Origin of the sequence: Streptomyces javensis, assembly GCF_039525925.1 — a bacterium.
GTDB classification, from domain to species: domain Bacteria; phylum Actinomycetota; class Actinomycetes; order Streptomycetales; family Streptomycetaceae; genus Streptomyces; species Streptomyces asiaticus.
This window is the reverse complement of the sequence record NZ_BAAAIF010000019.1, coordinates 104,560-129,720: the sequence shown is the minus strand read 5'-3', so window position 1 is coordinate 129,720 and position 25,161 is coordinate 104,560. Positions and strand designations below refer to the sequence as shown.

The 25,161-nt window shown below is 73.1% G+C and carries 23 protein-coding genes; 13 read left to right on the top strand and 10 right to left on the bottom strand.

Annotation, left to right across the window (positions count from 1 at the left end):
• Positions 1 to 35: 35 nt before the first annotated feature.
• A complete protein-coding gene (locus ABD329_RS19610) occupies positions 36 to 230 on the bottom strand; it encodes a hypothetical protein (protein WP_020866016.1) in 195 nt (64 codons plus the stop codon).
• Between ABD329_RS19610 and ABD329_RS19605 the strand changes: the two genes are divergently transcribed.
• On the top strand, positions 229 to 375 hold the full coding sequence (locus ABD329_RS19605) for a hypothetical protein (RefSeq protein ID WP_157857019.1): 147 nt from the start codon (positions 229 to 231) through the stop codon (positions 373 to 375). The genes ABD329_RS19610 and ABD329_RS19605 overlap by 2 nt on opposite strands.
• 19 nt (positions 376 to 394) lie before the next feature.
• Here the strand turns inward: ABD329_RS19605 and ABD329_RS19600 are convergent, their stop codons facing one another.
• The 4 genes from ABD329_RS19600 to ABD329_RS19585 all read right to left on the bottom strand — a co-directional run bounded on the left by ABD329_RS19600 (position 395) and on the right by ABD329_RS19585 (position 5,403).
• The gene (locus tag ABD329_RS19600) at positions 395 to 1,915 is read right to left on the bottom strand and encodes a GMC family oxidoreductase (RefSeq protein ID WP_198275630.1); all 1,521 of its coding nucleotides are present in this window, start codon (positions 1,913 to 1,915) and stop codon (positions 395 to 397) included.
• Between the two features lie 136 nt (positions 1,916 to 2,051).
• Complete coding sequence (locus ABD329_RS19595; protein ID WP_198275631.1) at positions 2,052 to 3,203, bottom strand: acyl-CoA dehydrogenase family protein; 1,152 nt, start codon at positions 3,201 to 3,203, stop codon at positions 2,052 to 2,054.
• On the bottom strand, positions 3,200 to 4,405 hold the full coding sequence (locus tag ABD329_RS19590) for an acyl-CoA dehydrogenase family protein (RefSeq protein ID WP_198275632.1): 1,206 nt from the start codon (positions 4,403 to 4,405) through the stop codon (positions 3,200 to 3,202). Before ABD329_RS19590 ends, ABD329_RS19595 begins: the two co-directional genes overlap by 4 nt.
• On the bottom strand, positions 4,402 to 5,403 hold the full coding sequence (locus ABD329_RS19585; RefSeq protein ID WP_198275633.1) for an NADPH:quinone oxidoreductase family protein: 1,002 nt from the start codon (positions 5,401 to 5,403) through the stop codon (positions 4,402 to 4,404). Before ABD329_RS19585 ends, ABD329_RS19590 begins: the two co-directional genes overlap by 4 nt.
• Before the next feature lie 248 nt (positions 5,404 to 5,651).
• Between ABD329_RS19585 and egtA the strand changes: the two genes are divergently transcribed.
• From egtA to ABD329_RS19555, 6 genes are all read left to right on the top strand, one after another.
• The gene (gene egtA, locus ABD329_RS19580) at positions 5,652 to 6,908 is read left to right on the top strand and encodes an ergothioneine biosynthesis glutamate--cysteine ligase EgtA (RefSeq protein ID WP_198275634.1); all 1,257 of its coding nucleotides are present in this window, start codon (positions 5,652 to 5,654) and stop codon (positions 6,906 to 6,908) included.
• Positions 6,905 to 8,233: an ergothioneine biosynthesis protein EgtB gene (gene egtB / locus ABD329_RS19575; protein ID WP_198275635.1), complete on the top strand. Its 1,329-nt coding sequence runs from the start codon at positions 6,905 to 6,907 to the stop codon at positions 8,231 to 8,233. Before egtA ends, egtB begins: the two co-directional genes overlap by 4 nt.
• Complete coding sequence (gene egtC, locus ABD329_RS19570) at positions 8,233 to 8,988, top strand: ergothioneine biosynthesis protein EgtC (protein ID WP_198275636.1); 756 nt, start codon at positions 8,233 to 8,235, stop codon at positions 8,986 to 8,988. The genes egtB and egtC overlap by 1 nt, the downstream gene beginning before the upstream one ends.
• Positions 8,985 to 9,950: an L-histidine N(alpha)-methyltransferase gene (gene egtD, locus ABD329_RS19565; RefSeq protein WP_198275637.1), complete on the top strand. Its 966-nt coding sequence runs from the start codon at positions 8,985 to 8,987 to the stop codon at positions 9,948 to 9,950. The genes egtC and egtD overlap by 4 nt, the downstream gene beginning before the upstream one ends.
• Before the next feature lie 268 nt (positions 9,951 to 10,218).
• Positions 10,219 to 11,442, top strand: a complete 1,224-nt coding sequence (locus ABD329_RS19560; RefSeq protein WP_198275638.1) for a transglycosylase family protein — start codon at positions 10,219 to 10,221, stop codon at positions 11,440 to 11,442.
• Between the two features lie 235 nt (positions 11,443 to 11,677).
• Positions 11,678 to 11,812, top strand: coding sequence for a hypothetical protein (locus tag ABD329_RS19555; protein ID WP_281404608.1), 135 nt, complete (start codon positions 11,678 to 11,680; stop codon positions 11,810 to 11,812).
• 25 nt (positions 11,813 to 11,837) lie between these two features.
• Here the strand turns inward: ABD329_RS19555 and ABD329_RS19550 are convergent, their stop codons facing one another.
• The 3 genes from ABD329_RS19550 to ABD329_RS19540 all read right to left on the bottom strand — a co-directional run bounded on the left by ABD329_RS19550 (position 11,838) and on the right by ABD329_RS19540 (position 14,880).
• Positions 11,838 to 13,016: a serine hydrolase domain-containing protein gene (locus ABD329_RS19550; protein ID WP_309142629.1), complete on the bottom strand. Its 1,179-nt coding sequence runs from the start codon at positions 13,014 to 13,016 to the stop codon at positions 11,838 to 11,840.
• A gap of 132 nt (positions 13,017 to 13,148) precedes the next feature.
• Complete coding sequence (locus ABD329_RS19545) at positions 13,149 to 14,063, bottom strand: SDR family oxidoreductase (protein WP_198275639.1); 915 nt, start codon at positions 14,061 to 14,063, stop codon at positions 13,149 to 13,151.
• Position 14,064: 1 nt separating this feature from the next.
• Positions 14,065 to 14,880, bottom strand: a complete 816-nt coding sequence (locus ABD329_RS19540) for an SDR family oxidoreductase (protein WP_198275640.1) — start codon at positions 14,878 to 14,880, stop codon at positions 14,065 to 14,067.
• A 79-nt stretch (positions 14,881 to 14,959) separates the two neighbouring features.
• Here ABD329_RS19540 and ABD329_RS19535 point away from each other — a divergent pair, with 79 nt between their 5' ends.
• From ABD329_RS19535 to ABD329_RS19510, 6 genes are all read left to right on the top strand, one after another.
• The gene (locus tag ABD329_RS19535) at positions 14,960 to 15,715 is read left to right on the top strand and encodes an enoyl-CoA hydratase family protein (RefSeq protein WP_198275641.1); all 756 of its coding nucleotides are present in this window, start codon (positions 14,960 to 14,962) and stop codon (positions 15,713 to 15,715) included.
• A 21-nt stretch (positions 15,716 to 15,736) separates the two neighbouring features.
• The gene (locus ABD329_RS19530; RefSeq protein ID WP_198275652.1) at positions 15,737 to 16,585 is read left to right on the top strand and encodes a CoA transferase subunit A; all 849 of its coding nucleotides are present in this window, start codon (positions 15,737 to 15,739) and stop codon (positions 16,583 to 16,585) included.
• On the top strand, positions 16,582 to 17,337 hold the full coding sequence (locus ABD329_RS19525; RefSeq protein WP_198275642.1) for a CoA-transferase subunit beta: 756 nt from the start codon (positions 16,582 to 16,584) through the stop codon (positions 17,335 to 17,337). The genes ABD329_RS19530 and ABD329_RS19525 overlap by 4 nt, the downstream gene beginning before the upstream one ends.
• Complete coding sequence (locus ABD329_RS19520) at positions 17,337 to 18,395, top strand: NAD(P)H-dependent flavin oxidoreductase (protein ID WP_198275643.1); 1,059 nt, start codon at positions 17,337 to 17,339, stop codon at positions 18,393 to 18,395. Before ABD329_RS19525 ends, ABD329_RS19520 begins: the two co-directional genes overlap by 1 nt.
• Positions 18,396 to 18,433: 38 nt before the next feature.
• Complete coding sequence (locus ABD329_RS19515; protein WP_198275644.1) at positions 18,434 to 19,936, top strand: glutamate synthase subunit beta; 1,503 nt, start codon at positions 18,434 to 18,436, stop codon at positions 19,934 to 19,936.
• A gap of 83 nt (positions 19,937 to 20,019) precedes the next feature.
• Positions 20,020 to 21,018, top strand: coding sequence for an MBL fold metallo-hydrolase (locus tag ABD329_RS19510; protein WP_198275645.1), 999 nt, complete (start codon positions 20,020 to 20,022; stop codon positions 21,016 to 21,018).
• An 8-nt stretch (positions 21,019 to 21,026) separates the two neighbouring features.
• Here ABD329_RS19510 and ABD329_RS19505 read toward each other — a convergent pair whose 3' ends face one another.
• Positions 21,027 to 23,684, bottom strand: coding sequence for a SpoIIE family protein phosphatase (locus ABD329_RS19505; RefSeq protein ID WP_309142630.1), 2,658 nt, complete (start codon positions 23,682 to 23,684; stop codon positions 21,027 to 21,029).
• Positions 23,685 to 23,750: 66 nt separating this feature from the next.
• Complete coding sequence (gene lpdA, locus ABD329_RS19500; protein ID WP_198275646.1) at positions 23,751 to 25,151, bottom strand: dihydrolipoyl dehydrogenase; 1,401 nt, start codon at positions 25,149 to 25,151, stop codon at positions 23,751 to 23,753.
• Positions 25,152 to 25,161: the final 10 nt, after the last annotated feature.

The window sequence follows — 25,161 nt, the reverse complement described above, 5'->3', positions numbered from 1 at the left end:
CCCGACCGTCAGAGACCGGTCGCCGCGGGCGTGGGTCAGGGACGGACGCTGCTGACCACGTCCGCGGTGGCCGCCAGCCCCTCGGAGATGGTGGGTGCCACGCTGCTGCTGGCGAGGTAGAAGCCGAGCGTCACACAGACCAGCGCATGCGAGATGCGCAGTCCGCCGCTGCGGAGAAACACCACTGTGAGGATCAGAAGCAGCAGGACCACGGAGATGGAAATGGCCATGGGGAGCCTCCTCGGCCACTACGGAGCATCGGAATCCGGCCGTCAGTGTGGCCCAGAATCGCCCCTGGACCGCCGTCACCTGGTGCTCCATACGGGTGCCGATCTGCTGTTCGGTTACCTCCAGGCGGTCGCCGCCGCGCGGTGAGCGGGCGTGGCGAGCCCCTTCAGGCGTCGGCGCGGATCAGTTCGGCGGCCATCTCGCCGATCATGACGCAGGCCGCGTTGGTGTTGGCCGAGACGATCGACGGCATGATCGATCCATCGGCGATCCGCAGCCCGTCGACGCCACGGACACGCAGCCGGGGGTCCACCACCGATTGCTCGTCCCCGCCCATCCGGCAGGTGCCGACGTGGTGGAAGTAGGTGCCGGTGTTCTCGCGGACGAAGTCGGCCAGGCCGTCGTGGTCGCTCACCCCGGGGCCGGGCAGCAGTTCGCGCGGCTGCCACTCCTCGAACGCGTCGGTGGCCGCCAGCGACCGGGCCAGTTCGACCCCCTGGACCAAGGTGGCGAGGTCCCTTCCGTCGCTGAGATAGCCGGGGTCGATCAGCGGCCGGTCCTCGGGGTCCGCGCCGGAGAGCCGGACCGTGCCCCGGCTGTGGGGCTGCATCGCGGCGGCCGTCAGGGTGAAGCTGTTCGGCGGGAACGGCAGCAGCCTGGGGTGGAATGGGATGTGAAAGAGGAACACCTCGAGGTCGGGGCGGGGCAGTCCGGGATCGGTCCGGGTGAACAGGGCCGCCTCGGCGGTGGTCAGCGGGGGCGGCGGCAGCGGGGCGCCCGCCTCGTGGACCAGCCCGACCAGGGGGTGGTCCTGGAGATTGGCCCCCACCTCGGGGGCGTCCACCAGCACCGGGACGCCCACTTCGCGCAGATGCCCGGCCGGGCCGATTCCGGAGAGCATCAGCAGCTTGGGCGAGTCCACCGAGCCCGCGCACACGATGACCTCACGCGCCGCGCGCACCCGCCGTGCCACACCACCGGAGCCCGCGTATTCGACGCCGACGCAGCGGGTGCCCTCGAAGAGCAGCCGCTGTGCGTGGGCCTCGGTGCGCACGGTGAGGTTGGGGCGGTCCATCGCCGGATCGAGATAGGCGACCGCCGTGCTCTGGCGGCGCCCCTCGTGGATGGTCCACTCATGGCGTCCGGCGCCGTCGCTCTCCGCGCCGTTGAAGTCGTCGTTGTAGGGATGGCCAAGTTCCTTGGCCGCGTCGAGGAAGGCGGTGCTCAGCGGGTTGGGCGTCTCGGCCCGGCTGAGCCGCAGCGGGCCGCCGGTGCCCCGGAAGCGCGGGTCGCGGCCCTCGGCGTGCTCCAGGGCGCGGAAGGTCTCCAGCACCGAGGCGGCGTCCCAGCCGGTGCAGCCGTCGGCGGCCCAGGCGTCGAAGGTGCCGGGATGGCCGCGGACGTAGGTCATCACATTGATGCTGCTGGAGCCGCCGAGCACCTTGCCGCGCACGGCGGCCTGCGGATGCCCGGCCAGCCCCGGCTGCGGGACGGTGGTGTAGCCCCAGTCGTGCTCACCGCCGATGAGGGTGAACCACGCGGTGGGGTCGTGGATCTGCGCGGCCGCGTCGTCCTTCCCGGCCTCCAGCAGCAGCACCCGTACGTCCGGGGCTTCGGTCAGCCGGGCGGCCACCACGGCGCCCGCCGAGCCCGCCCCCACCACGATGTAGTCGAAGTCGCTCACCATGTGCCCCCGTTCCGGACTCACCCGACGTGCCGCACAGCTGTTCGGCACTCTAGTGGCGTGATCGCGGAGCGGGGGCGGGTTCGCCGGATCCGGCCGGCCAGCCGGTGCGGCCGCCGGTGCCGGTGGGGCCGACCGGTCAGCCGGTGGGGGCCGGCAGATTCACCAGTCCCGCGAGCGCCTGCCGGTGGCGGCCGGGGGTGCCCAGCGCGATCTGGTCGCTCTTGGCCCGCTTGAGATACAGATGCGCCGGGTGCTCCCAGGTCATGCCGATGCCGCCGTGCAGCTGGACGCACTCCTCGGCCGCGTGCACCGCCACCTCGGCGCAGTGCGCCTGGGCCACGGCCACCGCGACCGCTGTGTCCGGGCTGTCCGTGGCCAGTGCGTCGGCGGCGTACCGGGCGGTGGCGCGCGCCGAGACCAGCTCCAGCCACAGCGCGGCCATACGGTGCTTGAGCGCCTGGAACGAGCCGATGGGGCGCCCGAACTGATGGCGCTCCTTGGTGTGGCGGACGGTCTCGGTCAGACACCATTCGGCCACGCCCAGCTGCTCGGAGGCGAGCAGCCCGGCCCCGGTCAGCAGCGCCCGCCCGATGGCCGCCTCGGCCCGGCCGGGCCCGGCCAGCCGGCGGGCCGGGGCGCCGGTGAGGGTCACCGCGGCGAGCGGACGGGTGAGGTCGAGCGAGGCGAGGGGTTCGACGGTGACGCTGGTCTCGGCGGTCTCCACGGCGTAGAGCCCGTAGCCGTCCGCGCCGGTGGCGGGGACGAGCAGCAGATCGGCCCCGGCCGCGCCCGCGACACCGGAGACCTGGCCGCTGAGCGTGGAGTCGCCGTCGGCCCGTACGGTCGCGGCGGGCGCACCGTACCCGCCGCCGGGCGCCACGGCCACGGTGGACAGCGGCACCGCGAGGGCGCCGACCGTGCGGCCCTCGGCGACCGCGCCGAGCAGCCGGGCCGCGGCCTCCTGGTCGGTGTCGCAGCCGAGCAGGGCGGCGGCGGTGAGGACGGCGCTGGTGAGGTAGGGCACGGGGGCGACGGCGCGGCCGAGCTCCTCCATCACCACCGCCGCCTCCCGCGCGGTGGCGCCCTGGCCGCCGAGCTTGTCCGGCACCAGCAGCCCGGCGGTGCCCATCTCGGCGCCCAGCGCGCGCCACAGCGCCATGTCGTAGGCCCGGCCGCTCTCGGCCTCGGAGATCACCGTGGCGGGCGGGCAGCGATCGGTGAGCAGCGACCGTACGGCCGCGCGCAGATCGTCCTCCGCCTCGGAGTAGAGCAGGTCGGCGGTGCTCATCGGGGCAGGTCCTTCCACGGGACGTCCTTGTCGGTCCGCGGCTCGGGCGGCAGGCCCAGGACGCGTTCGGCGATGATGTTGAGCAGCACCTCCGAGGTGCCGCCCTCGATGGAGTTGCCCTTGGCGCGCAGATAGCGGTAACCGGCCTCGCGCCCGGTGAAGTCCACGAGCTCGGGGCGGCGCAGCGTCCAGTCGTCGTAGAGCAGCCCCTCCTCCCCCAGCAGCTCGACCTCCAGCGCGCTGATCCGCTGGTTGAGGCGGGCGAAGGCGAGTTTCATGGCCGAGCCCTCGGGGCCGGGCTGGCCGACCGCGAGCTGCTGGCGCAGCCGCTCGCCCGCGAGCCGGGCCGCCTCGGACTCCACCCACAGCCGCAGCAGCCGCTGGTGGAGGTCGTGGGTGCGCAGTTCGGGCCGCTCGCGCCAGGTGTCGGCGACCAGTCCGATCATGCCGCCCTCGCGCGGGACGCGGCCGCCGCCGATGGCGACCCGCTCGTTCATCAGGGTTGTCTGGGCGACCCGCCAGCCCTCGCCGATCTCGCCGAGCCGCCGGCTGTCGGGGATGCGCACACCGGTGAGGAAGACCTCGTTGAACTCCGCCTCGCCGGTGATCTGGCGCAGGGGCCGGACCTCGACCCCGGGGTCGGTCATATCGCAGATGAAGTAGCTGATGCCGCGGTGTTTGGGCTGGTCGGGGTCGGTGCGGGCGATGAGGATGGCCCAGCGGGCGAGATGGGCGCTGGAGGTCCAGACCTTCTGTCCGTCGACCACCCAGTCGTCGCCGTCGCGCACCGCCCGGGTGGCGAGCGCCGCGAGGTCGGATCCGGCGCCGGGCTCGCTGAACAGCTGGCACCACACCTCCTCGCCGGTCCACAGCGGGCGCAGCAGCCGCTGCCGCTGCTCGTCGGTGCCGAAGCCGAGGATGGTGGGGGCGGCCATGCCGAGGCCGATGCCGATGCGGCGGGGGTCGTTGTCGGGCGCCTCCGCGGCCGCCAGCTCGGCGTCGACGACGGCCTGGAGGGAGCGCGGGGCGTCCAGGCCGCCGAGTCCGGCCGGGTAGTGCACCCAGGCGAGCCCGGCGTCGAAGCGGGCGCGCAGGAAGTCCAGTCGGTCGGTGGTGGCGGGCGGATGGGCGGCCAGGAGTTCGCGGACGCGGCGGCGCAGCTCGTCGGCGCCCACGGCGGGGCGGTGCCGGGTGGTGCTCATCGGTCCCCTCCGGCCTGCCCGGGGACGACGACCACACGGCCGGTGGTCACGCCGTCGGCGACGCGCTGGACGGCGTCGGCCGCGTCCTTCAGCGGTACGCGCTCGCTGACCAGCGGTTTGACGGTGCCCTGCGCGGCGAGCTTGGTCAGCTCCTCGTGGCAGGCGCGGATCGCGGCCGGGTCGTGGGTGTTGTACAGGCCCCAGTGGAGGCCGAGGATGGCGTAGTTCTTGACCAGGGCGTGGTTGAGGGCGGCCTGGGGGACGACGCCGCTCGCGAAGCCGACGACCACGATGCGGCCCTCGAAGGCGATGCATTTGACGGACTTCACGAAGGCGTCGCCGCCGACCGGGTCGTAGACGACGTCCGCGCCGCGTCCGCCGGTGGCCTCCTTGACGCCTGCCACGATGTCGTCGGCGCGCCGGTCGAGGACGAGGTCGCAGCCGAGCTCGCGGGCGACGCGGGCCTTGTCCGCGCCGCCGACGACGCCGATCACGGTGGCCCCGGCCGCCTTGCCGAGCTGGACGGCGGCGCTGCCGACCCCGCCCGCCGCGGCGTGCACCAGGAGCGTCTCACCGGACTGGATGCGGGCCCTGCGGTGCAGGCCGAACCAGCCGGTCTGGTAGCCGATGTGCAGCGCCGCTGCCTCGGCGTCGTCCAGGGCGTCGGGCGCGGGCAGCGCGGCCGCCGCCTCCACGGGTACCAGCTCGGCGAAGCCGCCCGCTGGGAGCGTGGGCGTGGCCAGGACGCGGGAGCCGACCACACCCTCGGCGCCCTCGCCGACGGCGACGACCTCGCCGCACACCTCGACGCCCGGGGTGAACGGCAGGGGCGGCCGCACCTGGTACTGGCCGCGGCACAGCAGGGCGTCGGGGAAGTTGACGTTGACGGCCCGGACCCGCAGCAGCAGCTGGCCCGGTCCCGCCTGGGGGTCCGGCACCTCATCGAGGCGCATGACCTCACCGGGCTCGCCATTGTCGTGCACTCGCCATGCCTGCATCCGGTGGCCTCCACAAACGGATCGGTCGGAACGCGGTACCGCGCCGGGTCGAACATACTAACCAGTCGGTACGAGGAGCGGAACCGCCACCACCGTCAGCCATCCTGACCTGCCCGCCCGGCGGCGGATGAACTCTTGTGCAACTCTGGAGGCACCCTTGAGCCCGGCGCGTCGGCAGTTAAGAGTGGACGGCGACATATCGGTTCGTTTCCCAGCGAGCCGATGCCCGAACGGGACGGGAGACGACTGTGCCCGACGACAAGGCGATCAGCGAGGCCGAGATGGAGGCCAGGCTGCACGGCATCTGTTTCAAGACCGGGCCGCCGCGCCGCATCGGAGTCGAACTCGAATGGCTCATGTACGACCCGCACGACCCCGCACGACCCATCGAGGCGGCCCGGCTCGAAGCCGCGGTCACCGCCCTGCGCGGACTGCCACTGCGGTCCGCCATCACCTTCGAACCCGGCGGTCAGGTGGAGCTCAGCTCCCTCCCGGCCGACTCCCTCACCGCGTGTGTGGAGTCCGCGGCCGCCGATCTGGTTCTCGTACGTTCCGTACTCACCGGCCTGGGCCTCGGGCTCGCCGGCCACGGACACGACCCCTGGCGCCCACCGAGACGCTTCCTCACCACGCCCCGGTACGAGTGCATGGAGACCTACTTCGACCGCCGGGGTCCGGCCGGGCGCTCCATGATGTGCAACACCGCCTCCGTACAGGTCTGTGTGGACGCCGGGCACGAGGAGCCCGGGCCGCTCGGCATGGCACGGCGCTGGCGGCTCGCCCATCTGCTGGGCGCGGTGCTCACCGCCGCGTTCGCCAACTCCCCCCTGCGCCAGGGCCGCCCCACGGGCTACCGCTCCACCCGGCAGGCGCTGTGGACGGCGATGGAGCCCGGACGCACCCACGCCCCGGCCGACGGCCGGGATCCCCGCGCGGCCTGGGCCCACTACGTGCTGGACGCGCCCGTGATGGCCATCCGGGACGAGAAGGCGCCCTGGACGGTGCCGTCCGGGGTGACCTTCCGCCAGTGGGCCCGGACGGCGCTGCCCCGGCCACCCACCCACGACGACCTCGACTTCCACATCTCCACGCTCTTTCCCCCCGTCCGCCCGCGCGGCCATCTGGAACTGCGCATGATCGACGCGCAGGGCGGTGAGGACGGCTGGATCGTCCCCCTCGCCGTCACGGTCGCGCTCTTCGACGATCCCGAGGCTGCTGAAACGGTTTACCGGGTGGTGAAACCGCTCGCCGAGACGGCGGGCGCCCGCCCCGCACCGGCCAATCCGCTGTGGCGCGCCGCGGCCCGCCACGGTCTGGCCGACCCCGAGTTGCGCACCGCCGCCGCCAGCTGCTTCACCACGGCGCTGGACGCGCTGCCGCGTATCGGCGCCTCCCCCGCCATCACGGCCGCCGTCGCCGCCTTCACCGACCGCTATGTGCTCCGCGGCCGATGTCCCGCCGACGATCTGCTCGCTCCTCTCACCGGTAAGGAGGGACGGTCATGACCGCCCCCGAATCCGATTCCACGATCGATCCCGAGGCGCTGCGCCGGCGCGCCGAGAAGGCGCTGCGCACCGCGCGCGACCGCACCCACACCCTCACCACCTGCGTGGACGAGCCCGACCTCACCGCCCAGCACTCCCCTTTGATGTCCCCGCTGGTGTGGGATCTGGCGCATATCGGCAACCAGGAGGAGCAGTGGCTGCTGCGCGCGGTCGGCGGACGTGACGCCCTGCGCCCCGAGATCGACTCGATCTACGACGCCTTCGAGCACCCGCGCGCCGAGCGGCCCACCCTGCCGCTGCTGGCACCCGCCGAGGCCCGCGGCTATGTGCACGAGGTGCGCGGCCGGGTGCTGGACATCCTGGAGCGGATCGAGCTGCGCGGCGCCCCGCTGGTCGACGCGGGCTTCGCCTTCGGCATGATCGCCCAGCATGAGCAGCAGCACGACGAGACGATGCTCATCACCCACCAGCTGCGCCGCGGACCCGCCGCGCTCACCGCCCCGCCGCCGCCCGACGCGGACGGAGGCGCGGCGCTGCCGGAGGAGGTGCTGGTCCCGGCCGGTCCGTTCACCATGGGCACCTCGGCCGAGCCCTGGGCCCTGGACAACGAGCGGCCCGCCCACCACCGGCTGGTCCCGGCCTTCCACATCGACACCACTCCGGTGACCAACGGCGCGTACGAGCGGTTCATCGCGGACGGCGGCTACACCGAGCAACGCTGGTGGACGGCCGACGGCTGGGCGTACGTCCAGGAGCACGGCCTCGCCGCCCCGCTGTTCTGGCGGCGCGAGGGCGGCCAGTGGCTGCGCCGGCGGTTCGGGGTGACGGAGCCGGTGCCGCCGGAGGAGCCGGTGGTGCATGTGAGCTGGTACGAGGCGGACGCCTACGCCCGCTGGGCGGGGCGGCGGCTGCCGACCGAGGAGGAGTGGGAGAAGGCCGCCCGCCACGACCCGGAGAGCGGCCGGTCCCGGCGCTATCCATGGGGCGACGAGGACCCCACGCCCGAACACGCCAACCTGGGCCAGCGCCATCTGCGCCCCGCGGCGGCCGGCAGCTATCCGCGGGGCGCCTCCCCGCTGGGGGTGCGGCAGCTGATCGGCGATGTGTGGGAGTGGACCTCGAGCGACTTCCTGCCCTACCCGGGGTTCCGCGCCTTCCCCTACCGCGAGTACTCGGAAGTGTTCTTCGGCCCGAACCACAAGGTGCTGCGCGGCGGTTCCTTCGCGGTGGACGAGGTCGCCTGCCGGGGCACGTTCCGCAACTGGGACCTGCCGGTCCGCCGCCAGATCTTCTCCGGCTTCCGCACCGCGCGGGACGCGACCTGATGTGCCGCCACCTGGCCTACCTCGGGCCGCGGACCTCCATCGGCGAGGTGGTCGTGGCGCCCGCGAACAGCCTGTTCCGGCAGTCGTGGGCGCCGCGGCGGCAGGCGCACGGCACGGTCAACGCCGACGGGTTCGGCGTCGGCTGGTACGCGTCGGACGACCCGGTGCCCGCGCGCTACCGCCGCGCCGGGCCCATCTGGGGCGATCTGTCGTTCGCCGACCTGGCCCGCGTGGTGCGCACGGGGGCGCTGATGGCCGCCGTGCGGGATGCCACCGAGGCGAGCGCGGACGGCGAGGCGGGCGCCTCGCCGTTCGCCTCCGGGACCTGGCTGTTCAGCCACAACGGGGCGATCCGCGACTGGCCGCACTCGGTCGCGGACCTCGCCACCGCACTGCCACCGGCGGATCTGCTCGGTCTGGAGGCCCGGTGCGACTCGGCGTTCGTCTGGGCGCTGGTGCTGCACCGGCTGCGGCTGGGCCACGCGCCACCGGAGGCGCTCGCCGAGACCGTCGAACAGTTCGCCGCCGCCTCCCCCGGCTCACGGCTCAATCTGCTGCTCATGGACGGCGAGACCATCGCCGCCACCGCCTGGGGCGACACCCTGTGGTACCTGGCCGATCCGGACCGGGGCGTGGTGGTGGCCTCCGAGCCGTACGACCAGGACCCCGGCTGGACCGAGGTCCCCGACCACACCCTGCTCACCGCCACCCGCACCGATGTTCTGCTCACCGCACTCAAGGAGGCTTCCCGTTGAGCCCCTTCACCGTCACCCGCACCCTGCCCGCCGACGCCACCACGGCCGCGCTGCGCGCCGATGTGGCCGACGGGCTGACCAGCACCCCCAAACAGCTTCCGCCCAAGTGGTTCTACGACGCCCGGGGAAGCGCACTCTTCGAAGAGATCACCCGGCTGCCCGAGTACTACCCGACCCGCGCCGAGCGGGAGATCCTCGTCGCCCGCGCGGCGGAGATCGCCGACGCCACCGGGGCCCGCACCCTCGTCGAACTGGGCTCCGGTTCCTCCGAGAAGACCCACCACCTGATCCGGGCGCTGCCGGAGCTGCGCGTCTACGTCCCCGTCGACGTGAGCGAGAGCGCGCTGGAACTGGCCGGGGAGGCACTGCTGGCCGAGCATCCACGGCTGATGGTGCACGCGCTGGTGGCCGACTTCATGAACGGGCTCGCGCTGCCCGACGACACCCCGGGGCCGAGGCTGCTGGCCTTCCTCGGGGGCACCATCGGCAATCTGCTGCCGGCCGAGCGTGCCGCCTTCTTCGCCTCGGTGAGCGAGCTGCTCGCGCCCGGCGACGCGCTGCTGCTCGGCACCGACCTGGTCAAGAACGAGTCCACGCTCGTCTCCGCCTACGACGACGCCCAGGGGGTCACCGCGGCGTTCAACAAGAACGTGCTGACGGTGCTCGACCGCGAGCTGGGCGCCGACTTCGACCCCTCCGACTTCGACCACGTGGCGGTGTGGAACGCCGAGGAGGAGTGGATCGAGATGCGGCTGAGGGCCCGTAAGGAGCTCACCGCGAAGATTCCCGCCATGGATCTCGCGGTGCACTTCACCGCCGGGGAGGAGGTCCGCACCGAGGTGTCCGCCAAGTTCCGCGAGGAGAAGGTGCGGGCCGAACTGGCCGCCGCGGGGATGGAGTCGCGCCGCTGGTGGACCGACGCGGAGGCCCGCTTCGCGGTGTCGCTCGCCGTACGCCGGTAACCCCTCGCCGGAATCACGGCACGCCGCCGCCCGGGACCATCGGTCCCGGGCGGCGGCTCGCTTCGCGGGGGCGCGGCGGCGACGCGGAGTGGAGTGCGGGCCGCGAGCAAGAATGTGATGCACATCACATAGCCGGAAAAGGGGCGCAGCACAGCGCACTATGACCGTCTTTCTAGGTGAACTCCCTCTTGTTGTGCCCAAATCGGCCCCCTTATCTTTGGCCCGCCCGGCAGCTCGCCGCACCCGGCAGCACGAGAAGGAGCCGTCCATGCCCTTACGGGGACGCCACCGCCGCTACAAGCCCAACCGCATCTCCCGTGCCTCGCTGAGCGTCACGGCGGGCGGCGCCGGAATCGCCCTTCCACTCGTCGGCGCCGCGGGCGCGTCCGCGGCCTCCGGCGAAACCTGGGACAAGGTGGCCCAGTGCGAGTCCACCGACAACTGGGCCATCAACACCGGCAACGGCTTCTACGGCGGGCTCCAGTTCACGCAGAGCACATGGGAGGCGTACGGCGGCACGGCGTACGCGGCACGGGCCGATCTGGCCACCAAGGACCAGCAGATCGCGATCGCGGAGAAGGTGCTCGACGGCCAGGGCCCCGGCGCATGGCCGGTCTGTTCGGACAAGGCCGGTCTGACGCGGGACGACGCGGCGCCGCAGAGCGCCGAGAAGGTCGTCAGGACGGTCGCCGCCCCGGTCAAGCAGACCCATCGGCCGGAGAAGGCCCAGCAGGCGGCGGCGAGCAAGCCCACGCCCACCAGTCTCCCGGGGGGCGCCACCACGAAGTCCGGCCGCTATGTGGTCGTCAGCGGCGACTCGCTGTCCCGTATCGCCGACACCCACGACGTCAACGGTGGCTGGGAGGCGCTCTACAAGACCAACCGCGAGACGATCGGCGGCGATCCCGATCTGATCTACCCCGGTCAGAAGCTCTCCCTCACGGGCGGTAAGGCCACCGCCAAGCCCAAGGCGGAACCCGAGCCCCACCACAAGGCCAAGGCGAAGCCGAAGCCGAAGCCCGCGCCGCATCCGAAGGCCGAGAAGCACCCCAGCCGGGAGCGGGCCACCAAGCCCGTCGTCTCCTCGGGCTTCACCGCCCCCGTCAGCGGGGTCAGTCCGAGCACCGCCTACCGGGCGGCCGGTTCCAGCTGGTCGAGCGGCTATCACACGGGGGTGGACTTCCCCGTCGGCATCGGCACCTCCGTGAAGGCCGTGGGCTCGGGCCAGGTGGTCTCGGCGGGCTGGGGCGGCGCGTACGGCTATCAGGTGGTCATCCGGCATCCGGACGGCAAGTACAGCCAGTACGGCCATCTCTCGCAGCTGTCGGTGCGGGCCGGGCAGAGCGTCAACGGCGGCCAGCAGATCGGCCGTTCCGGCTCGACGGGCAATGCCACCGGACCGCATCTCCACTTCGAGATCCGCACCGGCCCCGGCTACGGCTCGGACATCAATCCGCTCGCCTATCTGCGGTCACACGGCGTCAGCCTCTGATTCTCCGCCCGGGTGAGAGCCGGGCCAGACGGGCGAATCGCGGCCCTCTGGTGAGCGTGGTGGCGACCACGTGCCCGGAGACGCCGCCCTGCCCGGCCCCCGGGTGAGTGGACGCGCCGATGTGTGGCGCTGGCGATCGAGGGCGGCGGGATGCGCGGCACGATCTCGGCCGGTATGGCGCTGGCCGTGCGTGAGCTGGGGCTGCTGACCGCGTTCGACGCCGACGGACCCCGCGGTGCTGTCGGTCCGCCCCGATGCCGCGGCGCCTTCCATCAGCCGTCTGGAGACGGACAGCGCCCTGCTCGAGGAGGCTCTCGAGGCGGGGCGCCGGGCCGTCCTGGCCCAGTTCGCCCCGGCGGCCCGTTCCTGAGAAGGGCGACCGGGGCTGCGGGAGCTCAGTCGCACAGGACCGCCGTCTGTGCCTTCAGCAGCCCCTTGCTCCGCGGTACGGGCGCCTCGTCCTTGAGCTCCGCGGCGAGGTCGTAGACGGTGGCGGCCAGGACCAGTTGGCGGCGGCCGTCGGCGGTGGTGAGGGAGACGCTGGTGTAGCCGGGGCCCGCGCCGTCGGTCTCCCAGGCGGTGAGCGGATCGGCCTTCTTCCCCTCGCCGGTGGCGCACGGCACCTCCACGCGCTGCACCCCGAGTCCGTACGCGGGCGCGTCGGGGAACTCCACCGGGGTCCTGAGCTCGCGCCGCTGATCGGGGCGGAGCAGCTTGCCGCCGAAGAGGGCGCGCTCGAACCGGGCCAGATCGTCCACGGTTGAGATCATGGCTCCGGCGGTCCAGTCGTAGGAGGGGCTGAACCGCGTCATATCGCGGCCCTTGAGGTCGTAGCCATGCAGATGGGAGCCGTGCACCTCGGGGTCGGTCACCGGGAAGGAGGTGTCCTTGAGCCCCAGCGGGGCGAGGATCCTGCGGTCGATCTCGGCGGGCGCCGAGTGGTGGGTCACCGCCTCGATCACCAGCCCGGCGAGCAGATAGTTGGTGTTGGAGTACGACCAGCCCTTCCCGGGCGCGAACTCCGGCTGGTGCCGGACCGAGCGGGCGATCACCTCGCGCGGGGTGATGACGTGGTCCCGGTCGCCGTCCTCCAGATAGGGTGCGAAGAAGGAGGCCTCTGTGGTGGGGTCGTAGATCCCCGAGGTGTGGTTGAGCAGTTGACGGATGGTGATGGCCTTACCGTCGTTGCCGTTCCCCTGGACGACACCGGGCAGCCACTTCTCCACGCTGTCGTCGAGTGAGAGCCGTCCTTCGCCCTCCAGTTGCAGCAGGACCGTGGAGACGAACGCCTTGGTGTTGCTGGCGATCCGGAACCGCTGCTCCGGCCGGGCCTTCTCCACGGTGGCCTGGTCCGCGGCCCCGGCCGCCGTCCGCCACTCGTCGTCGCCGTGCCGTGCGTAGGCCACCGCGCCCGGGAATCCGTCCTTCACCGTCTGGCCGACGGCCTCCTCGAAACCGGACGGCGCCGACGGTCCGGCCGACTCCCCCTGGGCCGTGGCGATGGTGACGGTCGCCGTCACCGCCAGCGCGCCGATCCCCGCCCACAGCGCCACGCCCCTTGCCCGAACACCCACGAGCCCGCTCCTCGCCTTGTTCCCATCTCCCGTTCGCGGATCATCGTGCCGTCGCGGCGCCCCGGGCTCCCATCCCGCTGCCGCCCGTCCCGTACGGGGGTCTCCCCCACCCCATAGGGGCCGGACGGCCGGTCAGGGCGCCCCGTACACCGGCCCCGGCGGTTCGGCCCCGGCGAGGAGTTTCCGTGTGGCCTCGCCCGCCTCCCCCGGTGTCCAGCGGGCGCCCTTGTCGGCGGTGGGGCCCGGCCGCCAGCCCTCCATGACGGTGATCCGCCCGGCCTCGGCCTCGAAGATCCGGCCCGTGACCCCGGCGCAGGCGGCCGAGCCGAGCCAGACGACGAGCGGTGAGACATTCGCGGGGGCCATCGCGTCGAAGGCGGCGGGATCGTCCGGCGCGGCCATGTCACCGGCGAACGTCGTCTCCGTCATCCGGGTGCGGGCCGCCGGGGCGATGGCGTTGACCTGGACGCCATAGCGGCCGAGTTCGGCGGCGGCCACCGAGGTCAGGCCGAGGATCCCGGCCTTGGCCGCGGAGTAGTTGCCCTGTCCGACGCTGCCCAGCAGCCCGGCCCCGGAGCTGGTGTTGACCACCCGCGCGGCCGGGGTGCGGCCCGCCTTGGCCTCGGCGCGCCAGTGGGCGGCGGCGTGCCGCAGCGGCAGGAAGTGGCCCTTGAGATGGACGCGGATCACCGCGTCCCACTCGTCCTCGCCGAGGTTGACGAGCATGCGGTCGCGCAGGAATCCGGCGTTGTTGACGAGGGTGTCGAGCCGGCCGTAGGCATCGAGGGCGGTGGCCACGAGGGAGGCGGCGCCGTCGGTGGTGGCGATGTCGCCGCCGTGCGCCACCGCCTCCCCGCCCGCGGCCCGGATCTCCTCGACGACCCGCTGGGCCGGGTCCGCCGACGCCCCGGCGCCGTCCGGGGCCACGCCGAGGTCGTTGACGACGACCTTCGCGCCCTCGGCGGCGAAGGCGAGCGCGTGCGCCCGCCCGAGGCCGCGGCCCGCTCCGGTGACGACGGTGACACGTCCGTCGCACAGTCCGCTCATCTCAGTCCTCTCGTGGTTCCGCCCGGCCGGTGCCGGGGGACGGCTGGTTGACGTTGGCGGCGTCGAGGAACGCGGGGCGCTCCCCGCCTCCGTGGATGGCGATGCTGGCGCCGCTGATGTACTCGGCCAGCCCGGAGGCGAGGAACACACAGGCCTCTCCGGCCTCGACGGGCTCGGCCATCCGCCCGAGCGGCACGGTCCGGCCGACGGCGGCGATGCCCTCCTCGTCCCCGTAGTGCAGATGCGACAGTTCGGTGCGGACCATGCCGAGCACGAGCGTGTTGACCCGGACCGCGGGGGCCCACTCCACGGCCAGGGTGCGGGCCAGGTTCTCCAGCCCCGCCTTGGCGGCTCCATAGGGTCCGGTGCCGGGGGACGGCCGGGTGCCGCTGACGCTGCCGATCATCACGATCGAGCCCCCGCCCTCCTGTTGGCGCATCAGCTCGTACGCGCTCAGCGAGACGGACATGGGAGCGATCAGATTGAGTTCGACGACGCGCGCCGCGCGCCGCTGCCCGGCCTCGGCGATCAGCCCGTAGGGGCTTCCTCCGGCGTTGTTGACCAGCAGGTCGAGCCGCCCGTGGGAGCGGCGCAGCCGGGCGAAGAACGCGGCGACCGCGTCCACGTCCCGGATGTCGAGCGATTCGAAGTGCGCCGTGCGCCCGTCCGCCTCGATGGGTTCGTCGGGCGCGCGGCGCGCACAGATCACCACCTCGGCCCCGGCGGTGAGCAGGGCCCGTGTGATCCCCGCTCCGACGCCGCGCGTGCCGCCGGTGACCACGGCGACGCGCCCGGCGAGATCGATGGTGACGGCCACAAGACACCTCCCGCTGCGCGATGAGCGCTGCTACCTTCTCACCTAACAAATGTTTGGTGGAAAGGTATCGGATCTGCTCATGGGTGTCTCCACCTCCGCCCCCGCGGCCGGTGTCCGCCTGGTCGCCATGGACTTCCCACCCGTCAACGCCCTGCCCGTGCGGGGCTGGTACGAGCTGGCCGACGCGCTGCGCACCGCGGGCGCCGACCCGTCGGTGCGCTGTGTGGTGCTGGCCGCCGAGGGCCGGGGCTTCAACGCGGGTGTGGACATCAAGGAGATCCAGGCGGCCGATGGCCATACGGCGCTCATCGGTGCCAACCACGGATGTGCCGAGGCGTTCGCCGCCGTCTACGACTGCCCGGTCCCGGTCGTCGCCGCCGTCCACGGCTTCTGCCTGGGCGGTGGCATCGGCCTGGTCGGAAACGCCGACGCGATCGTGGCCGCCGAGGACGCCACGTTCGGCCTGCCCGAGCTGGACCGCGGCGCGCTGGGCGCGGCCACCCATCTGGCGCGGCTGGTCCCGCCACATCTGATGCGCGCGCTGTACTACACCGCGCGCACCGCGACCGCCGAGGAGCTGCACCGCCATGGCTCGGTGTGGCGGGTGGTGCCGCGCGCCGGACTGCGGGAGGCGGCGCTGGAGCTGGCCGGTGAGATCGCCGCCAAGGACGGTGCGCTGCTGCGGCTGGCGAAGGCGGCCATCAACGGCATCGATCCGGTCGATGTGCGCCGGAGCTACCGCTTCGAGCAGGGCTTCACCTTCGAGGCCAATCTGGCGGGCCTGTCCGACGGGCACCGCGACGCGTTCGTCGCCAGGAACACCGGGAAGGGGTGAGCGGCGTTGGCCGACAAGACGATGACGGCCGAGGAGGCCGTCGGCCGGATCCGCAGCGGTACGACGGTCGGCATCGGCGGCTGGGGGTCACGGCGCAAGCCCATGGCGCTGGTCCGCGCCCTGCTGCGATCGGAGGTCACCGATCTGACCGTGGTCTCCTTCGGCGGCCCCGACGTCGGGCTGCTGGTCGCCGCCGAGAAGGTCCGCAAGCTGGTGACGGCGTTCGCGACGCTCGACTCGATCCCCCTGGAGCCGCACTTCCGGGCGGCGCGCGAGCGGGGGGACGTCGAACTGACCGAGCTGGACGAGTCGATGATGATGTGGGGGCTGACCGCCGCCGTGCACCGGCTGCCGTTCCTGCCCGTCCGCGCGGGGCTCGGCTCGGACGTGATGACGGTCAACCCCGGGCTGCGGACGGTGACATCGCCGTATGAGGACGGTGAGGAGCTGGTGGCGGTGCCCGCGCTGCGGCTGGACGTGGCGCTGGTGCACCTCAACCGGGCGGACGCACAGGGCAATGGGCAGTACCTCGGGCCCGATCCGTACTTCGACGACCTGTTCTGCGAGGCGGCCGCCGAGGCGTATCTCTCCTGTGAACGCCTCGTCGCCACCGCGGAGTTCGCGGACGCGGGTGGCCCGCAGACGCTGCTGGTGAAGCGGCATGCGGTGGCGGGTGTGATCGAGACCCCGGGCGGCGCGCACTTCACCTCCTGCGTGCCCGACTACGGACGGGACGAGGCGTTCCAGAGCGCGTACGCCAAGGCCGCCGCCGACCCGGAGGCGTGGCGGGAGTTCACGAGGCGGTTTCTGTCCGGGGACGAGGAGCGGTACCGGGCCGCGGTGGCGGCGTTCGGGAGGGAGGGCGTATGACCGGATGGGTGACCCGGGCCGAGTACTGCGTGGTGGCCTGTGCCGAGGCATGGCGGGGCGACGGGGAGATCCTGGCCGCCCCGATGGGCGCGGTGCCCAGGATCGGCGCCCGGCTGGCCAAGCACACCTTCGCGCCCGAGCTGATGCTGACGGACGGCGAGGCGATGATCGTGGGTGGCGATCCGGAGGCGGGCGACCCGGAGGTGGTGGAGGGGTGGCTGCCGTACCGGGCGCATCTGGCGCTGGTCACCGGTGGCCGGCGCCATGTGATGATGGGCGCGAGCCAGCTCGACCGCCACGGCAACCAGAACATCAGCTGCGTCGGCGATTGGAAGCGGCCCAGACGGCAGCTGCTGGGGGTGCGCGGGGCGCCGGTCAACACCCTGAACAACCCCACGAGTTACTGGGTGCCCCGGCACTCGCGGCGGGTGTTCGTCGAGCGCGTCGACATGGTGTGCGGGGTGGGTCACGACCGGGCGGCGGCCGCGGGACCGGCCGCCACCCGCTTCCATGACCTCCGGTGTGTGGTGACCGATCTGGCGGTCCTCGACTTCGCCACGCCCGACCGCACCCTGCGGGTGCGCTCCCTGCATCCGGGGGTGACCGCCGAGGCAGTGCGGGAGGCCACCGGCTTCCCCCTCGACATCGCCGACGACGTCCCGTCCACGCGGGAACCGACCCCCGCCGAACTGCGGCTGATCCGGGAGGTCATCGACCCGGAGGGGGCCCGCGAGCGGGAGGTGCCGTCCTGATGGACACCGCGCTGACCCGGCTCGTCGGGGTGCGCCATCCGATCGTCCAGACGGGCATGGGGTGGGTGGCCGGGCCCCGGCTGGTGTCCGCCGTGGCGAACGCCGGGGCGCTGGGCATCCTGGCCTCCGCGACCATGTCGCCCGAGCGGCTGCGCTCGGCCGTGCGCGAGGTCGCCGCCCGCACCGACGCCCCCTTCGGCGTCAATCTGCGCGCCGACGCCGGGGACGCCGGGGAGCGGGTGCGGATCATCGTCGAGGAGGGGGTGCGGGTCGCCTCCTTCGCGCTGGCTCCCAGGCGTGAGCTGATCGACCGGCTGAAGGACGCGGGCGTGGTGGTCATCCCGTCCGTGGGCGCCCGGCGCCATGCGGAGAAGGTGGCGGGCTGGGGCGCGGACGCGGTGGTGGTGCAGGGCGCCGAGGGCGGTGGCCACACCGGGCAGGTGGCCACCACCGTACTGCTCCCCCAGGTCGTGGACGCGGTGGACATCCCGGTCGTGGCCGCCGGCGGCTTCCACGACGGCCGGGGGCTGGCGGCCGCACTCGCCTACGGGGCGGCGGGGATCGCCATGGGCACCCGCTTCCTGCTCACCTCCGACAGCACGGTCCCGGACGCGGTGAAGGCGCGCTACCTGGCGGCGGCGGTCAACGATGTCACCGTCACCACGGCGGTGGACGGACTCCCCCACCGGATGCTCCGCAGCGAGCTGGTCGACTCCCTCGAGCGGTCCGGCCGCGCGGCCGCGCTGCTGCGCGCCGTCCGCCACGCGGCCGCGTTCCGGCGGCTGGCTGGGCTGAGCTGGCCGCGGATGGTGCGCGACGGGCTGGCGATGCGGCACGGCAAGGACCTCACCTGGAGCCAGGTGCTGCTGGCCGCCACCACCCCGATGCTGCTGAAGGCGTCGATGGTGGACGGCCGCACCGACACGGGGGTGATGGCCTCCGGTCAGGTGGCCGGGGTGATCGAGGACCTGCCGTCCTGCGCGGAGCTGGTGGACCGGATCATGGCCGAGGCCGCGGCGACCCTGGACCGGCTGACCAGCGGTCGTACAGTGGGGTGAAACCGGCCAGACCATGACACGGGTAATGGGAGGTCGTCATGGCCGACCCCAAGGGTTTCCTCACCACACCCCGTCGTCTTCCGCCCCGGCGTCCGGTGGACGAGCGGGTGCGGGACTGGGACGAGGTTCCCGCTCCCGGCGGACTGCTGCCGATCATCAATGCCCAGGCGGACCGCTGCATGGACTGCGGCATCCCGTTCTGCCATGAGGGCTGCCCGCTGGGGAACCTCATCCCGGAGTGGAACGACCTGGTCTCCCGTGACGACTGGCTGCGCGCGAGCGAGCGGCTGCACGCCACCAACAACTTTCCCGAATTCACCGGCCGGCTCTGCCCGGCCCCCTGCGAGAGCGCCTGTGTGCTGGCCATCAACCAGCCGGCGGTCACCATCAAGAACGTCGAGGTGGCCATCGCCGACCGGGCGTGGGAGAGCGGCCATGTGACCCCCAAGCCACCGGACCGGCTGAGCGGCCGCACGGTCGCCGTGATCGGCTCGGGGCCCGCGGGCCTGGCCGCGGCCCAGCAGCTCACCCGCGCGGGGCACACCGTGGCGGTGTACGAGCGCGACGACCGGGCGGGCGGACTGCTCCGCTACGGCATCCCCGAGTTCAAGATGGAGAAGCGCCATCTGGACCGGCGGCTGGAGCAGATGCGCGCGGAGGGCACCAAGTTCCGTACCGGCGTGGACGTCGGCACCGATATGGACGCCGCCGAGCTCCGAGCGCGCTACGACGCGGTCGTGATAGCGGTGGGCGCCCGCGCCTGGCGCGAACTCCCCGTGCCGGGGAGGGAGTTGGCCGGGATCCATCAGGCGATGGAGTATCTGCCGATGGCCAACCGGGTGCGGGAGGGCGACTACGCCCGGCCGCCGATCACCGCCGACGGCAAGCATGTGGTCATCGTCGGCGGCGGGGACACCGGCGCGGACTGTCTGGGCACCGTGCTGCGGCAGGGCGCCGCCTCCGTGACCCAGCTGGACATCCACCCCCGCCCGGGCGACGAGCGCACCGAGGGCGAGCCCTGGCCCACCTACCCCAAGATCTACCGGATGTCCGCCGCCCATGAGGAGGCGCGGGAGCTGGCGGCCTCCCCGGAGGCGGACGTGGACGCGCGGGTCTTCTCCGCGACCACCGTCCGCTTCGAGGGGACCGCGCCGGACGCGGAGCGGCCGCACGGCGGCGTCCGGGCGCTGCGTCTGATCGGGGCCCGTGCCGATGGAGAGCCCGGGCCGGGCACGGAGCGGGTGCTGCGGGCGGATCTGGTGCTGCTGGCCCTCGGCTTCCGCGGCCCGGAGCGGGACGGCGGGCTGATCGACCAGCTCGGGCTCGAACTCGACGAGCGCGGCACCGTCGCCCGTGACGCGTCCTTCGCCACCGGCGCGGACGGGGTGTTCGTGGCGGGTGACGCGGGCCGTGGCCAGTCGCTGATCGTCTGGGCGATCGCCGAGGGCCGTTCGGCCGCGGCCGCCGTGGACCGCTATCTCGCGGGCTCCACGACGCTCCCGGCGCCGGTCGGGCCGACCGATCTGCCGATGACGGCCTGACGCGGCGGCGCGGTGGCCGGAAACCCGCGCGGGCAGGGCGGGCTGCCTGCCGCGGACGTCCGGCGCGGGCATAGTGTGCGCCCATGATCTCGCAATCCCCCCTCCTCACCGTGGCCGACGGTGTGCACATCTGGTCCCCGACCCCGAGCGCCGGCTGGGGTCTGGCCAACTGCGGTCTGATCGTCTCGCCCGATGGTCACGCCGCCTGGATCGACAGCCCCTACGACCGCCGGATGGCCGGTGAGTTCCTGGACCGCAGCCGTGCCCTGCTGCCCGACGGGGGCCGGATCGAGCGGGTGATCGTCACCCATGCCAACGGCGACCACCTGTGGGGCGCGGAGGTCGTACCGGACGCGGAGATCGTCGCCACCCGCGAGGCGCTCGGCCACATCGAGTACGAACCCTCGCCGCAGCAGCTCCACGGCCTGGTGCACGGCAGCGATCCGGCGACCCCGCTCGGCTGGTACCTCCGGCGGCACTTCGGGCGGTTCGACTGGTCCGCCACCGAGGTGGTCGAGCCGACGCTCACCTTCGTTGGCGAACTCGACCTGCGCGTGGGCCAGGTGCCGGTGCGGCTGTTCAGCCTGGAGTCCGCGCACACCGCGGGCGATCTGGTGGCGTATCTGCCGCGGCAGAAGGTGGTGTTCACCGGCGATGTCATCTTCGCCTCCGGTCCGGAGGACCCCGGGGACCACGCGGTGCACTGGGCGGGCCCGCTGGACAATGTGATCTCCGCGTGCGAGCGGGTGCTCGCGACCGGGGCCGAGGTGATCGTGCCCGGCCATGGCCCGGTCCTCGACCGGGAGGGGGTGCGCGGCCACATCGGCTATCTGGAGCATCTGCGGGACCGCACCCGGGAGCTGCACACGGCCGGGGTACCGGCCCTGGAGGCCGCCCGCACCCTGATCGCCGAGAACGCCTACCCGTCGCTGGGCCTGCCCGAGCGGCTGGTGATCACGGTGGGCTCGGAGTACCGGCATCTGAACGGTACGGAGGAGGCGGCGGACCTCGTGGCCACCATGGCCGATCTGGCCCAGGTGGCATGGGAGCGGCGCGAGGGCATGCGGGCGGCCCCGGCCTGACCGCCTGGTCACCGCAGGGCGCGCGCCGCGGCCGGGAGGTCCTGCTCGGTCCAGATGATCTTGCCCTGGCTGGTGTAGCGGGTGCCCCAGCGCTGGACCATCTGGGCCACGAGGAACAACCCGCGTCCCCCCTCGTCGGTGCTGGCCGCCCGGCGCAGATGGGGCGCGGTGGTGCTGCCGTCGGCGACCTCGCAGATCAGCGCCCGGTTGCGCAGCAGCCGCAGCCGTACGGGGCCCACCGCGTGCCGGATGGCGTTGCCGAGCAGCTCGCTGACCACCAGCTCGGTGGTGAAGGCGGCCTCCTCCAGGTTCCACTCGGCCAGGGTGCGGGCGACGGCCGCCCGCATCCGGGCCACCACCTCGGGGTCCGCCGGGAGGTCCCACGAGGCCACCCGGCGCGCGTCCAGCGCGGTGGTGCGGGCGATGAGCAGGCAGACGTCGTCGGTGCGGCGCGGTGAGAGCAGGGCGGCCATCACGGTGTCGCAGGCCCGCTCCGGGTCGGGGTCGGCATCGGTGAGGGCCTCCCGCAGCCGGTCGAGCCCGGCCTCGATATCGCGTTCGCGGTCCTGGACCAGCCCATCGGTGTAGAGGACGAGGCGGCTGCCCTCGGGCAGCTCCGTCTCGGCCGCCTCGTAGAGCCGTCCGCCGAGTCCCAGTGGCGGTCCCGCGGGCAGGTCGAGGAAGGTCACCGAGCCGTCGGGACGGACCAGGGCCGGGGGCGGATGCCCGGCCCGCGCCAGGGTGCAGTGCCGGGAGACCGGGTCGTAGACCGCGTACAGACAGGTGGCCCCGGCGGCCCCGGCGCCGCCGCCCGTGTCGGCCTCCTCCCGGTCGAGCTGGTCGACCACGTCGTCGAGCCGGGCGAGCAGCTCATCGGGGGGAAGGTCGACGACGGAGAAGTTGCGCACGGCGGTGCGCAGCCGGCCCATGGTCGCGGCGGCGTGCAGTCCGTGGCCGACGACATCGCCGACGACGAGTGCGACCCGGGCCCCGGACAGCGGGATGACGTCGAACCAGTCGCCCCGCACCCCGCCGGGGGCGGGCAGATAGCGCTGGGCGGCCACGACGGCCTGCTGCTCGGGGCGGCCGCGCGGCAGCAGGCTCTCCTGGAGGGCCAGGGTGGTGGCGTGCTCGCGCGCGTAGCGGCGGGCGTTGTCGATGGCGACGGCCGCCTGACCGGCCAGTTCCTCGGCGAAGGTGCGGTCCTCCTCGTCGAACTGCGGGGTGCCCCCCGAGCGCCAGAACGCGGCCTGGCCCAGCCGGACGCCGCGCGCGCTGAGCGGCACGGTCAGCAGCGAGTGGATGCCGTACTCCCTCACCCAGCCCAGCCGCTCCGGGTCCTGGGGCGCCCAGTCGGGATGGGACGGCAGGTCGCCGACGGCGAACACGCGCGCCTGCCCGGTGCCCCCGGCCCGCTGGGTGACGGGGAAGGACGAGACCCGCTCACCGACCCGGCGCAGCGGGGGGTCCTGCCGGATGCCGCTGAAGGCGGCCCGGCGCAGCGGCGAGTCCCGGTCGTCCGGCTCCTCACCGCCCAGCACGGCCTCGTGCAGATCGACGGTGGCGTAGTCGGCGAAGCGCGGCACCGCGACCCGGGTCAGTTCCTGGGCGGTGCCCTCCATATCGAGGCTGCTGCCCACGCGGACACCGGCCTCGTACAGCAGCCGGAGGCGCGCGTACGCCCGGTCGGCCTTGTCCGTCAGGGCGCGCAGCTCGGTGGTGTCCCGCAGGGTGGCGACGCTGCCCCAGGGCTGTCCGCCCCGTTCCGCCGGGCGCTGGTTGACCGCCAGCAGCCGGTTCCCGACCTCGTACACCTCGTCGGTGGCCTCGCGGCCGGAGGCGAGCAGCCCGGCGATCTCCGAGGGCAGGCCGACGTCGGTGATCCGCCGTCCGTGCGCGTCGGGTGCGAGGCCCAGCAGGAGCAGCGCCTCGTCGTTGGCGAGCAGCAGCCGTCCCTCGTCGTCGAGGATCAGCACCCCCTCCCGGACCGAGCGCAGTACGGCGTCGTGGTGTTCGTACATCCTGGTGATCTCGGCGGGGCCGAGCCGGTGGGTCTGCCGCCGCAGCCGCCGGGCCACGAGCGCCGCACCGCCCGCACCCAGGAGGAGGGCGAAGGCCGTGGAGCCGTAGATCACCGGCAGTTGACGGCTGACCGTGCGGGCCACGGAGGGGATGGAGACCCCGGCGTTGACGATGCCGATCACCCGGCCCCGGGCGTTGGTGACCGGCACGGCGGCGCGGATCGAGGGGGCCGAGTGGGTGATGCCCGGGAGCCTGTCGGTGAAGGTCCGGCCCGCCGTGGCCGGATAGAGGCTGCGGCCGATGTGCTTGCCGAGCAGCTTCGGATCGGGGTGGGTCCAGCGGATGCCATCGGGGGAAGTCACCACGATGTAGTCGACACCGGTTCGCCGCCGGACCTTCTCGGCGTAGGGCTGGAGGGTCCTGGAGGGGTCGCGGGACTCCAGCGCCCGCTGGACGCCGGGGGCGAAGGCGACGGTCCGTGCGACGGTCAGCGCACGGACCCGGGCCTGGCTGTCCCGGCTGCCGCGCGCCTGGAGGGACAGCGTGGCCCCCGCGGCGAGCACCAGGAGCGTCACGATGATCAGCATCAGGGCGAACACCTGCCCGCCGACACTGCGCGAGCCCAGCGCCGAGCGCACTTTCACATGCTCTGTCTAACGCACATCCGCGGGTCGCACACCTGGTGGCGGCCGGGGTGGGAGCATCCGCGGTCAGAAATTGATCATGTGTCCGGCCAGCCCGTGGACGGCCTCCTTCACCGCCTCGCTGAGGGTCGGATGAGCGTGGACGTTGCGGGCCACCTCGTGCACGGTGAGGTCCCACTGCTGGGCGAGGGTGAGCTCGGGCAGCAGTTCGGTGACCTCGGGGCCGATGAGATGGCCGCCCAGCAGCTCGCCGTGGCGGCCGTCGCCGATGAGCTTCACGAAGCCGACGGGGTCGCCGAGCCCCTGGGCCTTCCCGTTGGCGGTGAACGGGAACTTCGCCACCCGGACGTCGAAGCCGCGCTCCCGCGCCTGGGCCTCGGTCCAGCCGAAGCTGGCGATCTGCGGCTGGCAGAAGGTGGCGCGCGGGATCATCACATAGTCCAGCTCCATGGACTCCGCCCCGGCGATGGTCTCCGCCGCGACGATGCCCATGGCCTCGGCGGCATGCGCCAGCATCAGCTTGGCGGTGACGTCGCCGATGGCGAAGATGTGCGGCACATTGGTGCGGCACCGGCCGTCGATCTCGATGGCGCCCCGCTCGGTCAGCCGGACGCCGGTGTGCTCCAGCCCGTATCCGTCCACCCGCGGCCGGAACCCGATGGCCTGGAGCACCCGGGCGGCCTGGAGGGTCTGCCGCTGGCCGCCCGTGGTGACCATGACCTTGACCGCGGGGCCCGCGTCGTTGATCGCCTCCACCCGGGTGGAGGTCAGGATGTTCATGCCGAGCCTGCGGAAGCGCCGGGTGAGCTCGGCGGAGACCTCCTCGTCCTCCAGGGGCACGATCCGGTCCATGAACTCCACCAGCGTCACCTGCACCCCGTAGCTGTGCATGATGTACGCGAACTCCACGCCGATGGCCCCCGCACCCGCGATCAGGACGCTGCCGGGCAGGGTGGGCGAGAGGATCTGCTCCTCGTAGGTCACCACCCGCTCGCTGAGGGAGGTGCCGGGCAGCAGATTGGTGATCGAGCCCGCGGCGATGACGCAGTGGTCGAAGGTGACCGTCTCCGTACCGCCGCCGGAGCGGGTGACCAGCAGTTCGTGCGGCCCGGTGAAGCTGCCCCGCCCCTCGAACTGGGTGATCTTGTTCTTCTTCATCAGATAGTGGACGCCCTTGACCCGTCCGTCGGCCACCTTGCGGCTGCGCTCGAACGCGTCCCGGTAGTCCACGGTGACATCGCCGTTCACCCGGATGCCGAAGTCCTTGGCCTCGTGGATGAACAGATGGGCCAGCTCGGCGTTGCGCAGCAGGGCCTTGGACGGAATGCAGCCCACATTCAGGCAGACCCCGCCCCAGTAGCGTTCCTCGACCACGGCCGTGGTCAGGCCCAGCTGGGCGGCGCGGATCGCGGCGACATAGCCACCCGGCCCGGCTCCCAGGACCACCACGTCGAAATGTGCGCTCATGCGTCGCACC